We start from the raw sequence: 13978 nt of genomic DNA on the forward strand, positions 1-13978 counted from the left end.
ACAGCGTCCGGGGGTGCCTTCCCGCTCAGCTACCGGGGCGGGGGCGGGGCAGTGGCCAGCGGGTGGGCGGGCCGGTGATTTCGGTGCGGAAGATGTCGTACCGGTTGTTGGTGTCGCCCGGCACCAGCGAGGTGCCCGCCGAGACGTACGCGACGTAGCGGCCGTCGGCGGAGATGTCGGGGTGCTCGCCACCACCGTCGGTGCCGTGGGCGGGCACGGCGACCAGGACGTTGGTCCGGCTGACCCGGTCGAACCGGAAGACCTGGTTCTGCCACGGGACGGGCTGGCCGGTCAGGTTCTTCGCGTTGGACCAGAAGGTGACGTACCGGCCGTCGGCGCTGAGCCGGGGCGACAGGGCGGTGCCGTTGCCGGGGACACCGGCCGGGGTCGCCGAGGCGGCGACGAGCGTGCCGGTGGCCCGCTCCCAGAGGAAGACGTCGGTGGTGTCGTTGGTGTCACCGGGTACGAGGTTGGTCGCGTCCGAGGTGAAGGTGACGTACCGGCCGTCGCTGCTGATCTCCGAGCTGGTGGCGTGGGCGGCCGGTGCCGGTGGGCCGCTCGGCGGGGCCGAGACGAGCTGGGTGGTGCCGCGTTGCCGGTCGAAGAGGTAGACGTTGTTGCCGTCGGAGACCGGCTGCTCGACGAGGTCGGTGGCCCGTGACTGGTAGCTGATGTACCGGCCGTCGTCGCTGATCGACGGGTTGGTCGAGGCGCCGAGGAAGGGCGCGGTGCCGTCCGGGGTGCGGGAGACCAGCGTCGTCGTGCCGGTGTCGCGGTCGTGGACGTACACGTCGGTGTCGAAGTTGGTGTCCTGCGGCACCAGGTTGGCCACCGCCGAGAAGGTGACGTACCGGCCGTCGCCGCTGATGTCCAGCGAGTCCCAGCTGTGGCTGGCCTGGGAGATCCGGGTGAGCTGCTTCGTCTCCCGCTCCCAGACGAAGACGTGCCCGCTGAAGATGGTGCCCGGATCGCCGGCCAGCTGAGCGGAGGAGTTGAACGCCACGAAACGGCCGTCCCGGCTGATCCGGGGCAGCTCCGACGAGCCGTACACCGGCACTCCGGCCGGACCGACGCTCACCAGCTCGGTGGAGCCGGTCACCGTGTCGTGCAGGAAGACGTCCCGTGAGTAGTTGGTGTCACCGGGCACCAGGTTCTGCGCCGCCGAACTGAACGCGACGTACCTGCCGTCACCGCTTATCGACGGTCGGTACGAGTCGCTGTCGGCCTGGGTGCCGTCGGTGGCGACGGAGACCCGGACGGTGGTGGTATCGGCAGCGGCCTGGGCGGCGGTGACCGGGACCAGCGCGGTCAGCACCCCGACCGCGGTGGCACCCGCCAGGCGGGCGCGCGACATCAGGTGCAACACATTCCTCCCCGTGTGGTTCCCCGGCCGCACATCGACGGTCGCCGGGGACTGCGTACAGCGGCACGCTAGCAGTGCGGCGTCCGTCGATGTGACCACAGGGATCGACGGCCGTGATTCTAGGTCGCGTGGTGGTCAGCACCGGCCGTGGTGGTGGCCTGGTCCAGCCAGTGGCGGTACCAACCGGCGAAGCCCAGCGGGGTGCCGTCGGCGTCCAGCAGCGGCTCGAATCCGCTCTCCTCGGCGGTGCCGTCCGACCACATGGTGCCCCGGGCCGGGCCGCTGACCACCAGGGCGTCCCGCAGGGCGCAGCCCCGGTGGCAGAGGTAGATCAGCCCCACCGAGAGGGCCGGATCGTACATGACCGCGTCGTGCCGCTCCCACCAGGCCTGCTCGGCAGCCTCGTACTCCTCGGTCGAGTCGAAGTCGTCCGCGTCTGGCATCTCGGGCACCCCGTCGGCCTGGTTGAACGCCTCGGTGAACGGGAACGGCTGGTCCAGGGTCGCCAGGGCGGTCAGGTCGGAGCCGTCGCCGTCCCACGTCCACCGGCCGTCGACGCGGCGCAGCCCGAACAGCCCGTACGCCGGGCCGGCCCCGCCGCGTCCCACCTGGAGCAGGAACGACCGGTACTCGCCGGGTAGCTCGACCCGGAGTTGGCTCTCCACCTCGGCCAGCTCCGCCGGGGTCAGCGGCGGCTCGACCACCCACTCGTGCGCGCCCGCCCCGAACACCTCGCCGGCGGCCGGCGCGGCGGCCAACCGGGCGAGTCTCTCCCGTACGTCAGACCAGTCGTGTTCCGTCACGGCCGGCACCATACCGACACCCACCGACGGCTCCGGCCGACGGCGCGGTGCTCAGCCCGCGCCGGCGAGCACGTTGGCGGTCTGCACCCGGACCGGGTCGGGGTCGGCCCAGCTCCAGTTCGGGTGGGCCCGGTTGGTCAGCAGCACGTACACCAGCGCGCGGGTCGGGTCGACCAGCAGGGACGTGCCGGTGAAACCGGTGTGGCCGAAGGTCTTCGGGTTGGCCAGCCGACCCATGAACCAGGGCTGGTTCAGCACCACGCCGAGGCCGTGGTCGGAGGTGCGGTTGGGACGCTCCGGGTCGACGGCGGGCAGCCCGGCGTTGGCGTTGGTGAGCATCCGGCGCACCGTGGCCTCGGTGAGGATCCGTTGGCCGGCCCAGCTGCCGCCGTGCAGCAGCAGCTGGCCGATCACGGCGACCTCCTCGGCGGTGCTGAAGACGCCGGCGTGCCCGGCGATGCCGCCGAGGTGGTTGGCCACGTCGTCGTGGACGACGCCGCGCAGCAGCCCCCGGGAGGAGCGGGCGTCGGTGGCGACCAGCCGGTTGGCCTTGTCGGCGGCGCTCAGCCAGGTGTTCGGCGTGAAGCCGGTCCAGCGCAGGCCCAGCGGGTCGGTCAGGTGGGTCTTGAGTGCCTGGTCCAGTCGCAACCCGGTGACCTTCTCCACCAGCTTGCCGGCGACCATCAGGCCGACGCTGGAGTAGCGGAACACCAGGCCGGGGACCGCGCCGCTGACCAGCGGGGTGGCCAGCACCGCCCGCCAGCGTTCGGCGACGGTGTCGTAGCCGGTGACCTTCGCCCCGACCGGCAGGCCGCTGGTGTGCGCCAGCAACTGCGCCACGGTGACCTTGCTCTTGCCGGTGCCGGTGAACTCCGGCAGGTAACGGACCACCGGGGCGGCCAGGTCGAGCTTGCCCTTCTCCACCTGCTGCAGGGTCAGGATCGCGGTGTACACCTTGGTGATCGAGGCCAGGTCGAAGATGGAGTCGGCGCGCATCTTCACCCGCTGGGCGGCCGGCAGCAGCTTCGGCCCGGCCCCGTACCGCAGCGCCTCGCCGACCACCGCCTGGGTGGTCGGCCGGGGGCGGCCGGCGGTGAAGGCCATCGCGACCGCACCGGCGTACGTCGGGTGGTCCGGATTCTCCGGGGTCGGGCTCAACGACCGGGTGAGCACGGTGGTCAACTGTCCGCTGGGCGGTGCCGGCCGGGGCGCGGCGGCCCGCGGTGCCGGCGCCGCGGCACCCTGACCGCCACTGGCCGCGACCGGGGTACGCCAGGCGGCCGGCGCCGACTCGGCGCGGCAGCCGGTCAGGGTGGCGGTGGTGGCGGCGATCCCGAGCCCGAGCAGCGCCCGGCGACTGGTCGACATCGCTGCATCATGCCACCCACCGGTTGGATCCGTGGTCCCGCCAGGGGCCGCTTGCCCGGTTGGATCCGTGGCCCCGCCAGGGGCCGCTTGCCCGGTTGGATCCGTGGTCCCGCCAGGGGCAGCCGACGGGTCACCCGGAACGGCTCCACTCGCCTAGGGTGAGGATGCCATCACAGGGGCGTCCCGGCGGGGGCGGCAACCCCACGTCGGGGCAGCCGGCCCGGCGACGGCGCGGATGCGGGATCCGCAACGCGCCGGGCCGGCCCTGCCGGTTCTGTCGGTCAGGTCGGCCGGTGGGCCTGCTGGTCAGGAGGGCAGGTAGTCGAAGGTGTCGGGGTGCTCACCCTGCCGCCCGGCCTCACCCCGGTCCAGGCCGCTGATCCGCTCCATGGTGGCCTCGTCCAACTCGAAGTCGAAGAGCCGGAAGTTCTCCTCGATCCGGGCCGGCGTGTTGGACTTCGGGAAGACGATGTCGCCGCGCTGCAGGTGCCAGCGCAGCACCACCTGGGCCGGCGTCCGGCCCAGCTGCTCGGCGACGTCGACGATGGTCGGGTCGTCGAGGACCAGTCCCTGGGCGATCGGCGACCACGCCTGGGTGAGGATCCCGTGCGCCCGGCCGTACGCGCGGACCTCCTCGTTGCCGAAGTACGGGTGCACCTCGATCTGGTTGACCGACGGCACGATCTCCGTCTCGGCGGTGAGTCGCTCCAGGTGCGGCACCTGGAAGTTCGACACCCCGATCGAGCGGGCCCGACCGTCGCGGCTGAACTCCTCCAGCACCTGCCAGGTGGAGACGAAGTCGCCGTCGTAGCGGGTCGGCAGCGGCCAGTGGATCAGGAACAGGTCGAGGTAGTCGAAGCCCAGCGCGTCCAGCGTCGCCTCGAACGCCTTGCGGGCGTCGTCCGGCCGGTGCGCGGCGTTGGTCAGCTTGCTGGTCACGAAGACCTCGTCGCGGGTCAGCCCGGAGGTGCGGACCGCCTGGCCGACCTCGGCCTCGTTGCCGTACATCTCGGCGGTGTCGATGTGTCGGTAGCCGACCTCCAGCGCGGTGCGGACGGCCTGGGTGGTGTCCCGGGGCTTGATCTGGAAGACCCCGAAGCCGAGCTGGGGGATGGTGGTGCCGTCGTTGAGCGGGATGTCGGGGACCGGGTTGCTGGCCATGGTGACTCCTGTTCCGTGATCGAGCGTGACCGGACGACTCCTGATTGTCATACCCGGGATGGCGGTTACCTACCGACGACACCGGACGAATCCCGACGCGTCGGGCGCCGGGTTCACCCGGGTCGGTCCGTCGGCCCTTGTGGAGGCGCGATCAGTGGATCTCCGTCTGCCCGAACGGGCCCCTTCCGCTCCGTGCTGACCTGCATCAGGATTGGTCGATGGTCGGCCTCCGGGAGTCGGAGAGCCGGACGGGGACGACAAGAAGGGGCGTGGCACGCGTGCTGTCATTTCCAGCCAGGAGGGTGTTGGCCGCGATCGCGGTCGGAACACTCGTGAGCACGGTGGCGTTGGCGAACCCGGCGACGGCCGCGCCCAACGACACCGCCAACAAACTGACCCGGGCGGTGACGCTCAAGGGCGTACTCGACCACCTGAACTCCTTCCAGCACATCGCCAACCGCAACGGCGGCACCCGCGCCTCCGGCACGCCCGGCTACGACGCCAGCGCCAACTACGTGGCCCGCAAGCTGCGGGCCGCCGGGTACCGGGTGACCCGCCAGAAGTTCGACTTCCCGTACTTCGAGGCGTTCGGCTCGTCGTTCGCCCAGGTGGCGCCGGGGCAGGTCAGCTACGTCGAGGGCACCGACTACACGCTGCTGGAGTACTCCGGCGACGGGGTGGCGCAGGGCACTGTCGTACCGGTGGATCTGAACCTGACGCCGCCACGCGCCTCCACCTCCGGCTGTGAGGCCAGCGACTTCACCGGGGTCGACGTGGTCGGCAAGATCGCGCTGATGCAGCGCGGCACCTGCGGCTTCGGCGACAAGGTCGCCAACGCCGAGGCCGCCGGCGCGATCGGGGCGATCATCATGAACCAGGGCAACGGCACCCCGCAGGAGAACCCGGACCGCTTCGAGCTGTTCAACGGCACCCTCAGCGGGCCGGTCGCCACCATCCCCGGGGTCGCCGTCTCCTACGACACCGGTGCCGCCTTCTCCACCACCGCCGGCCTGGCCGTACGCATCACCGCCGACACCATCAGCGAGGTACGCAGCACCGAGAACGTGGTGGCCCAGACCCGCGAGGGGCGCACCGACAACGTGGTGATGGCCGGGGCGCACCTGGACAGCGTGCCGGAGGGGCCGGGCATCAACGACAACGGCTCCGGCAGCGCCGCCCTGCTGGAGGTGGCCCTGCAGATGGCCGAGGTCAAGCCGGCCAACGCGGTCCGGTTCGCCTGGTGGGGCGCGGAGGAGGCGAACCTGCTCGGCTCCCAGTACTACGTGGACCAGCTGACCGAGCGGCAGGTCGACAACATCGCGCTCTACCTGAACTTCGACATGATCGGCTCGCCGAACTACGTCTTCGGTGTCTACGACGGTGACGACTCCGCGCAGCAGGGCGCCGGGCCGGGGCCGGAGGGCTCCGCCGAGATCGAGGCCCTCTTCGAGCGCTTCTTCGCCGCCCGTGAACTGCCCACCGTGCCCTCGGACTTCACCGGCCGCTCGGACTACGGCCCGTTCATCGCCGCCGGTATCGACATCCCCTCCGGCGGTCTCTTCACCGGTGCCGAGGGGCTGAAGACGGAGGCGGAGGCCGCGCTCTTCGGCGGCGTGGCCGGTGCGGCGTACGACCCGTGCTACCACCAGCGGTGCGACAGCAAGAAGCCGGTGGTCCACGGCGCCGACGCCGACCTGTACCGCGAGCTGCGCGGCTCGCACCGGCTCTGGGGCAACGTGAGCACCTTCGCCCTGGACGTCAACTCCGACGCCGTCGCCACCGCGGTGATCACCTACGCCTTCGACACCTCTGCGGTCAACGGGGTCTCGAAGAGCACCGACCGGGCTGCCGCCAAGACCCGCAGCGCCCCGGTCGCCGAGGTCGCCGCCGACGCCCACGGGCACGGGCATCCGTGGAAGTGAGCTGACGCCTGCGCCGACGCGGGCCGGGCCCTACCGTGGGGCCCGGCCCGTGCCGTGTCACCGGTCGGCCCGTGCCGCGTCACCGGTCGGTCGGTCGCCAGTACTGGCGTTTCCGCTCGTCGCGGACCACCACACCGAGTCGGCCCAGCTCGGTACGCAGGTCGCGGAGGTCGTCGCCGTCGCCCCGTTCCAGGGCGCGTTGCCGGGCCCGCAGCAGCGCGTCCGCTCCCGCCGGCAGACCGGGTAGCTCCGGTACCCAGCGCCGGTAGGCGTTCCGGTACGGATCCTGCTCCGTCCAGGGCCAGCCGTGCTCCCGCAACGCCGCCGCCAGCCGGTCGCCGGGCAGCTCGCCGGACTCCCGGACCAGCTCCTGCCCGGCGGCACCGAGCACCACCAGGTCGTTGCCGTCACGGAACACCGCCTGCGCGTCCCGGCGCGACACCTCCGACCGGGTACGGTCGCGGCGCAACCGGATCCGTTCCCGCTCGACGGTGACGGTGAGCCGTTCCGCCGTGCCGATCAGCGCGACGACCAGCCCGGCCAGCGCTCCGAGCAGCGGCGCGCCGATCGTCACGTACGGCTCGGGGGCCCCGGCGACCAGCTTGAGGACGTCCTGGAACGGGACCCAGGACCGGCCGGTCAACCAGTCCGCACCGGCCGCGAGGGCCCCGACCGCTCCCGCGCCGAGCAGCGGGAAGCCCAGCCACATCACGACCAGCTCCCCGGCACCGGCGTGCACGACGGTGGAGGTGCCGGAACTGTCGGCCCGCACGGTCAGGACACCTCCCTGCGCAGCGTGCGCACCGTCCCGGCGGCCAGCGGCAGCACCAGCCAGACCAGCAGGGAGACGCCCAGCCGGGCCCACTGCTCCCCGGTCACCGTCGAGCCGTAGAACGGCTCCATGGTCAGCGCGGTGTCCAGCCAACCGGCCGGCCCGCGCAGCGCCGGGATCGTCGCCCCGAGGGTGGACCAGAGGATCGGCAGTAGCAGGTAGCTCACGATGGCCAGCGGGGTGTTCAGCAGCAGCAGCCCGAAGCCCGCCCCCATCAGCACGGCGGCCACCTGGAGCACCACCGCGTGCCAGAGCAGCTCGGGCGCGAACCGCCACGGCCCGTCCGCGCCGGTGGCCCCGGCGACCAGCGCGCCGAGCGCGGCCACCGCCAGGCTGACCAGCACCGAGGCGAGCGCGGCGAGGACCACGGCGGCGAGCTTCGCGACGATCACCCGCTCCCGCCTCGGTACCAGCGCGAAGGTGGCCAGCGCGGTGCGCTGCGACCACTCGCTGGTGATCGACAGGATGCCGAGCACCGGCAGCAGCACCCCGATCGGCAGCAGGGTGAAGGTGAAGAAGAGGGCGAAGGTCTGCTCCTGGCGGGGTGCCCAGATCAGCATCGCGGCGACCAGCGCGGCGGCCAGCAGGCCGATGCCTACCAGCAGCCAGAGCCCGGCCCGGGTGTCGAACAGCTTGCGGGTCTCCACGGCGACCAGCCGGGGCAGCGACGGACGGCGTACCCGGGCGGGCCGGCGGGGTTCGACGGCGGGTGCGGTGATGGTCAACGGACTGCCTCCTTGACGGACGTGCCGGCGGTGAGGGTGAGGAAGATCTGTTCCAGGCCGCCGCTGCCGGCGGGGCGCAGCTCGGTCAGGGCGACGCCCGCGTCGGCGGCGGCCTGCCCGACCACGCCGGCCTCGGCCGGCACCAGCAGCCCCCCGTCGGTGCCGCTGGTGACGGCGAGCCCGGCGCTGGTCAGCGCGGCGCGCAGGGCCTGCGGATCGCGGGCCCGGACCACGGTGCCGGCGGCGCTGAGCAGCTCGTCCTTGTCGCCCTGGGCGACGATCCGGCCGCCGCCGATCACCACCAGCCGGTCGGCGACCGCCTCCACCTCACGCAGCAGGTGGGAGGAGAGCAGCACGGTGCCGCCCCGGTCGGCGAAGTCGCGCAGCAGGCCGCGCATCCAGAAGATCCCCTCCGGGTCGAGGCCGTTGGCCGGCTCGTCGAGGATCAACACCCGGGGGTCACCGAGCAGCGCGTGTGCCAGGCCGAGCCGCTGCCGCATGCCCAACGAGTACGCCCGCACCCGCCGTCGGGCCGCCACCGCGTTCAACCCGACCAGGTCGAGGGTGGCGGCCACCCGATCCGGGCCGACACCCATGGTGTGGGCGGCGACGGTGAGCACCTCCCGGCCGGTCCGCCCGACGTGCTGCGCGGCGGCGTCGAGCAGCACGCCGACCTCCCGGCCCGGATTGTCCAGCTCCCGGTAGGGCCGTCCGGCGACGGTGGCCCGCCCGGCGGTCGGCCGGGCCAACCCGCAGATCATCCGCATGGTGGTGGACTTGCCGGCACCGTTGGGCCCGAGGAAACCGGTCACGGTGCCCGGTAGGCAGCGAAACGTGACGTCGTCGACGGCGCTGTGCCGGCCGTACCGTCTGGTGAGCTGTTCGACCTCGATCATGTGCACAGCGTGCCGGCGGCGGGCGGCGGTGCGCTGCGGCCGACGGTCCATCCCCGGTAGCCGTCGGTCGACGTCGAGGTCTCGACTTTGGTAGCTGGTCGGAGGGTCCGTCGGCTGCCTAGCATCGGAGGGTGACCAGCGCCGTCGTACCGGATCATCCCTGGCTGCTACCCGGTGCCCTGACCACCGGCGGGCAGCCGGCGCGGCGACCCCGGCGCACCACCCGCGACTGGCTGGTCGACGGCACCTTCTTCCTGCTCGCCCTCGCCTTCCTGGTCGCGGCGCACTACGACGCCCGGCAGGCGCAGCCCGAGTTCGCGCTCAACGCCGGCCCGTCCTGGCTGGTCGGGGTGGACATCCTGGCCGGCCTGCTCGCCGTGGCCGCCCTCTGGGTACGCCGCCGCTGGCCGGTCGCCCTCGCCCTGGTCCTGTTGCCGGTCGGGCTCTTCTCGGTCACCGCCGGGGTGGCCCTGCTGGTCGTGCTCTTCACCGTGGTGGTGCACCGGGCGTTTCCGGTGGCGGCGGCGGTGGTCGGCCTGCACCTGCTGGCGGTCCCGGTCTCGCTGCGGCTGCGTCCGGACCCGGTGCTGTCGGACCTGGCGGCGGTGATCCTGGTCGGCTCGCTCATCGCGGCGACGGTGGCCTGGGGGATGTTCGTCCGGGCCCGGCGGCAGCTGATCCTCTCCTTGCGGGACCGCGCCGAGCGTGCCGAAGCCGAGCAGCAGCTCCGGGTCACCCAGGCCCGCCAGGTCGAACGCACCCGGATCGCCCGGGAGATGCACGACGTGCTGGCGCACCGGATCTCCCTGCTCAGCCTGCACGCCGGAGCGTTGGAGTTCCGTCCCGACGCGCCCCCGCCGGAGATCGCCCGCGCCGCCGGGGTGATCCGGGCCAGCGCCCACACCGCCCTGGAGGACCTGCGGGCGGTGATCGGCGTGCTCCGCGCCGACACCGCCGCCTCGGACGCCCCGGAGCCACCGCAGCCGACCCTGGCCGACGTCCCGGCCCTGGTCGGCGAGGCACGGGCCGCCGGGATGCGGGTCGAACTGACCGACGGGGTACGCGAGCCGACCGCGGTGCCGGCGGCGCTGGGGCGCACCGGGTACCGGATCGTGCAGGAGGGGCTGACCAACGCCCGCAAACACGCGCCCGGCGTGGTGGCCACCGTGGCCCTGACCGGCGGCCCGGCCGACGGACTGACCATCGAGATCCGCAACCGGTGGCCGGTCGGCGGCCCCGTCGCCCCGGAGATCCCCGGCACCGGCACCGGCCTGGTGGGCATCGCCGAACGGGTAAGCCTGGCCGGCGGGCGCCTGACCCACGGGCGCGACGACACCGGCGACTTCCACCTGACCGCCTGGCTCCCATGGCCGACCTGACCTCATCCGCCGAGCCGGCCGGCGGTCCGGGTGTTGCCGGTTCGGCCGGCGGTCCGGGCGCTGCCGGCGGTTCGGGTTCGGCCGGTGCCGCCGGCTCTGCGGGCGCTGCCGGTGGCGCGGCGGACCCGGGCGTGGTCCGGGTGCTGATCGTGGACGACGACGCGCTGGTCCGGGCCGGCCTGTCGATGATCCTCGGCGGGGTGCCGGACGTCCGGGTGGTCGGCGAGGCCACCGACGGCGACGAGGTGCCCGCCGCCGTCGTCGCGTACGCCCCGGACGTCGTGCTGATGGACATCCGGATGCCCCGGATCGACGGACTGGCCGCGACCGAGGCGCTGCGGGCGCTGCCCGACCCGCCCGAGGTGCTGGTGCTGACCACCTTCGACGCCGACGAGCAGGTGCTGCGGGCGTTGCGGGCCGGCGCGGGCGGGTTCCTGCTCAAGGACACCCCGCCAGCGGAGATCGTCCAGGCGATCCGCCGGGTGGCCAGCGGGGAGGCGACCCTCTCCCCGAGGGTCACCCGCACGCTGATCCGGCACGTGACCGCCACCGGGCAGGCCCACGCCGGCCCGGCGGTCGGTGGCTCGGCGATCTCCGGCGCGGCGGTTGGTGGCTCGGCGGCCGACGGTGGGTCGGCTGCCCGGCGGGAGCGGGCGCTGCGGCTGCTCGACGGGCTCAGCGCCCGGGAGCGGGAGGTGGCCGTGGCGCTCGGTCGGGGGCAGAGCAACGCCGAGATCTCGGCGGAGCTGTACATGAGCGTGGCGACCGTGAAGGCGTACGTCTCGCGGCTGTTGACCAAGCTCGACCTGAACAACCGGGTGCAGGTGGCGCTGCTCGTCCACGACGCCGACCTCACCTGACCCGCCCGGCCGGCTGGCCTCGGTCGATCGTCTACCGCCGGCTGCATGCACCGAGAAGACTACCAAATTTGGTTGTATCATTTTTGGTACTTTCATGGATGGTTGCTTCAGTGGTTGGGGGATGGCCGGATGGACGGGTTCGTAGGTCGAATCAGGGAGCTGGCTGTCCTGGACGGCATGCTGGGACGGGTCAGCCGTGGGGGGCGTGGTGGACGGCCCGGACGTGCGCTACTGATGCGAGGCAGACGCCGGGTCGGCAAGTCACGCCTGGTGGAGGAGTTCGTCGAACGGGCGGAGACGCCACACCTGTTCTTCACCGCCTCGGCTCAGCCGACCGCTGCGGCCGACATCGCCCTGTTCGTGGCGGCGGCCGCCGCCTCGTCACTGCCCGGGGCGGCGCTGTTCGACGCGCAACGCCCCAGCACCTGGGACGCCGCGTTGACACTGCTCGCCAGTGCGCTGCCGGTGGACCGTCCGAGCGTGATCGTGCTGGACGAGATGCCGTACCTGATCGGGACGGACCCGGGGTTCGAGGGAACGCTGCAGAAGATCTTCGATCGGGAGTTCTCCCGTAGGCCGGTGTTGTTGATCTGTGTCGGCTCGGACCTGGCGATGATGGAGGCCCTCAACGACTACGGCCGACCATTCCACCAGCGGGCCACAGAGATGGTGGTGCCACCGATGAACCCGGCGGAGATCGGGGAGATGCTGGCTCTGCCCGCCGCCGAGTCCTTCGACGCGTGCCTCGTCACCGGTGGACTGCCCCTGATCCTCGACGAATGGCCTGCCGGAGCGTCGTTGACCGACTACCTGGCCACCGCCGTCACCGATCCGACCTCGGCGCTGATGGTCAGTGGGGAGCGGGCCCTGGCCGCCGAGTTCCCCCCACAGAGCCAGGCCGGCCTGTTGCTACGGGCCATCGGCACGGGAGAACGGAGCTTCACGTCGATCTCCCGTGCCGCTGGCGGGCTGCCCCAGGCATCGCTGGTCCGGTCCCTCAAGGTGCTCACCGAGAAGCGGATCGTCTCGGCGACCCTGCCGCTGTCCACCAGACCGTCCCGGGAGACGAGGTACATCGTCGCCGACCCGTACCTGCGGTTCTGGTTGTCGTTCCTTGGCCCGCACCTGGCGGAGATCGAACGGGGCAGGGGTGACCTGACGCTGGCCCGGATCACCTCGTCGTGGACGTCCTGGCGAGGACGGGCGATCGAGCCGGTGGTCCGCGAGGCGTTACGTCGGTTGCCACCTGGGCTGCTGCCCGGTGACCCCGAGGTGATCGGCGGTTACTGGACCCGCACGAATGATCCGGAGATCGACCTCGTCGGTGCCGACCGGGAGCCGGTCGCCCGGCGGGTGAGTTTCGTCGGGTCGGTCAAGTGGTTGGAGAACCGCCCCTTCGACGCGCACGACCTGGGGCGCCTGCTGCTGCACCGGTCCCTGCTGCCCGGTGCCGACGAGGACACCGAGCCGGTTGCGGTCTCCCGGAGCGGGATCACGGTCGATGGCGTACGGGGTGTCTCCCCGGAGGAGTTGCTGGCCGGATATCGGGATTGAACCGACGGCACCCCGGCGACGTACCAGTGCACGAGGATGCGGCGCGTCAGCCGCACCGCTGCGGAGCTGCGGGAGGCCTACCGTGCGAGTTGGTGAGCAGTCGACGGATCCTATCGACCAGGTGCTGGGTGAGGTGCCGCTGCCGGCATCGCTGACCCCCGAGGATGTCCGGCTCGCGGTCCGGGCGGTGGTGGTGCACACCGCCGAGGAGTGGCCGACCGGACCGCTGTGCCGCAACGACGGCGCGTCGTACCCGTGCCGGTTGCACCGCTGGGGACGGCGGGTGCTGGAGACGCACGGGCTCAACGAACGTCAGATCGACGCGTTGATCCGGCACGGCAACCCGTTCGTGCACGTACCGTTCCCGTTCCTGGTGAACGGCCCGTCGACGGCGCGTACCTCGACGGTCCCGGCCCGCCCCGGCATGGCCCCGCCGCCGCGTCCCGGCTCCGCGCCGCCGCGTCCCGGCTCCGCGCCGCCACGCCTCGGCTCCGCGCCGCCGCGTCCCGGGGCGATGACCGCGCGCACGGGCTCCATGCCCCCGCGTTCCGGCTCCATGCCCCCGCGTTCCGGTTCCGTGCCCCCGCGTGGCGGGTCCGTGCCGGCACGCAGCGCGTCCGCAGCCCCGCGTGGTGGTGTCGTGCCGCCGCGTGGCGGGTCTGTTCCGCCTCGGCCCGGTACCGCCCTGGGCCGGGACGGCCGGCCGGCGCCAACCTCGTACCAGACGCGTGGCCAGGTCGGGTCGCGAGCCGCCACGACCCCAGCGCGGCCCGTGACCCGGTCCGGCGTCCCCGGCCGGCCGGTGGCACCCCCCGCCACCGCGCCGCGCTGGCCCCGGGCGAGCTGAGCGGTGCGGCTCCGCGCCCTGGGGAGGTGACCGACGCCGGTCGGAGGCGGGACCCCCAACCCGCCCCCGGCCGGCGTCGGCGTACCCGGTGGTGACCGTGCCGGCGGCCCCCGCGCTGCCGCTGTCCGCTGGCAGCGGCCCCCGCGCCGCCGCTGTCTGCCGGTGGACGTCGTGCGCTGGCCGGCGTCGTGAGCTGGCCGAAAACCGCCAACGGGCGCACTCTGGCTGATGTCGCCACCGATGTCCGGCCCGGTAACCTCAGCGCCGG

At 72.9% G+C, this 13978-nt stretch carries 12 protein-coding genes; 5 read left to right on the forward strand and 7 right to left on the reverse strand.

The window, feature by feature from the left end:
* Window positions 1-25 precede the first annotated feature (25 nt).
* From GA0070617_RS06955 to GA0070617_RS06970, 4 genes are all read right to left on the reverse strand, one after another.
* Window positions 26-1354 (reverse strand): TolB family protein, encoded by a 1329-nt coding sequence (locus tag GA0070617_RS06955; protein ID WP_139135595.1) that lies wholly within the window; start codon window positions 1352-1354, stop codon window positions 26-28.
* A gap of 128 nt (window positions 1355-1482) precedes the next feature.
* Window positions 1483-2166 (reverse strand): SMI1/KNR4 family protein, encoded by a 684-nt coding sequence (locus GA0070617_RS06960; protein WP_091446027.1) that lies wholly within the window; start codon window positions 2164-2166, stop codon window positions 1483-1485.
* 51 nt (window positions 2167-2217) lie between these two features.
* On the reverse strand, window positions 2218-3534 hold the full coding sequence (locus GA0070617_RS06965; RefSeq protein ID WP_091435041.1) for a serine hydrolase domain-containing protein: 1317 nt from the start codon (window positions 3532-3534) through the stop codon (window positions 2218-2220).
* A gap of 306 nt (window positions 3535-3840) precedes the next feature.
* Window positions 3841-4695, reverse strand: coding sequence for an aldo/keto reductase (locus tag GA0070617_RS06970; protein ID WP_091435043.1), 855 nt, complete (start codon window positions 4693-4695; stop codon window positions 3841-3843).
* A 305-nt stretch (window positions 4696-5000) separates the two neighbouring features.
* Between GA0070617_RS06970 and GA0070617_RS06975 the strand changes: the two genes are divergently transcribed.
* Window positions 5001-6617: a M28 family metallopeptidase gene (locus GA0070617_RS06975; protein WP_217628775.1), complete on the forward strand. Its 1617-nt coding sequence runs from the start codon at window positions 5001-5003 to the stop codon at window positions 6615-6617.
* 79 nt (window positions 6618-6696) lie between these two features.
* Here GA0070617_RS06975 and GA0070617_RS06980 read toward each other — a convergent pair whose 3' ends face one another.
* Genes GA0070617_RS06980 through GA0070617_RS06990 form a run of 3 tightly spaced genes read right to left on the reverse strand, consistent with a single transcriptional unit; the run spans window position 6697 to window position 9070 of the window.
* The gene (locus GA0070617_RS06980) at window positions 6697-7389 is read right to left on the reverse strand and encodes a YqeB family protein (protein ID WP_091435047.1); all 693 of its coding nucleotides are present in this window, start codon (window positions 7387-7389) and stop codon (window positions 6697-6699) included.
* Between the two features lie 2 nt (window positions 7390-7391).
* Window positions 7392-8174: an ABC transporter permease gene (locus tag GA0070617_RS06985; RefSeq protein ID WP_091435051.1), complete on the reverse strand. Its 783-nt coding sequence runs from the start codon at window positions 8172-8174 to the stop codon at window positions 7392-7394.
* Complete coding sequence (locus tag GA0070617_RS06990; RefSeq protein ID WP_091446030.1) at window positions 8171-9070, reverse strand: ABC transporter ATP-binding protein; 900 nt, start codon at window positions 9068-9070, stop codon at window positions 8171-8173. Before GA0070617_RS06990 ends, GA0070617_RS06985 begins: the two co-directional genes overlap by 4 nt.
* A 131-nt stretch (window positions 9071-9201) precedes the next feature.
* Here GA0070617_RS06990 and GA0070617_RS06995 point away from each other — a divergent pair, with 131 nt between their 5' ends.
* The 4 genes from GA0070617_RS06995 to GA0070617_RS31370 all read left to right on the forward strand — a co-directional run bounded on the left by GA0070617_RS06995 (window position 9202) and on the right by GA0070617_RS31370 (window position 13710).
* Window positions 9202-10449 (forward strand): sensor histidine kinase, encoded by a 1248-nt coding sequence (locus GA0070617_RS06995; RefSeq protein ID WP_091435055.1) that lies wholly within the window; start codon window positions 9202-9204, stop codon window positions 10447-10449.
* Window positions 10437-11309, forward strand: coding sequence for a response regulator (locus GA0070617_RS07000; protein WP_091435058.1), 873 nt, complete (start codon window positions 10437-10439; stop codon window positions 11307-11309). Before GA0070617_RS06995 ends, GA0070617_RS07000 begins: the two co-directional genes overlap by 13 nt.
* Before the next feature lie 234 nt (window positions 11310-11543).
* Window positions 11544-12863 (forward strand): ATP-binding protein, encoded by a 1320-nt coding sequence (locus GA0070617_RS07005; protein WP_229688116.1) that lies wholly within the window; start codon window positions 11544-11546, stop codon window positions 12861-12863.
* Window positions 12864-12945: 82 nt separating this feature from the next.
* Window positions 12946-13710, forward strand: coding sequence for a ribosomal eL19 family protein (locus tag GA0070617_RS31370; protein WP_229688115.1), 765 nt, complete (start codon window positions 12946-12948; stop codon window positions 13708-13710).
* The last annotated feature ends 268 nt before the right edge of the window (window positions 13711-13978 follow it).

Origin of the sequence: Micromonospora yangpuensis, assembly GCF_900091615.1 — a bacterium.
Classification (GTDB): Bacteria; Actinomycetota; Actinomycetes; order Mycobacteriales; family Micromonosporaceae; genus Micromonospora; species Micromonospora yangpuensis.

Bases quoted from the DNA above. Each gene is read 5' to 3' on its own strand.
- GA0070617_RS07005 (WP_229688116.1), top strand. From the start codon at position 11,544: ATGCGAGGCAGACGCCGGGTCGGCAAGTCACGCCTGGTGGAGGAGTTC.
- GA0070617_RS06955 (WP_139135595.1), bottom strand. From the start codon at position 1,354: ATGTCGCGCGCCCGCCTGGCGGGTGCCACCGCGGTCGGGGTGCTGACC.
- GA0070617_RS06990 (WP_091446030.1), bottom strand. From the start codon at position 9,070: ATGATCGAGGTCGAACAGCTCACCAGACGGTACGGCCGGCACAGCGCC.
- GA0070617_RS06970 (WP_091435043.1), bottom strand. From the start codon at position 4,695: ATGGCCAGCAACCCGGTCCCCGACATCCCGCTCAACGACGGCACCACC.
- GA0070617_RS07000 (WP_091435058.1), top strand. From the start codon at position 10,437: ATGGCCGACCTGACCTCATCCGCCGAGCCGGCCGGCGGTCCGGGTGTT.
- GA0070617_RS06965 (WP_091435041.1), bottom strand. From the start codon at position 3,534: ATGTCGACCAGTCGCCGGGCGCTGCTCGGGCTCGGGATCGCCGCCACC.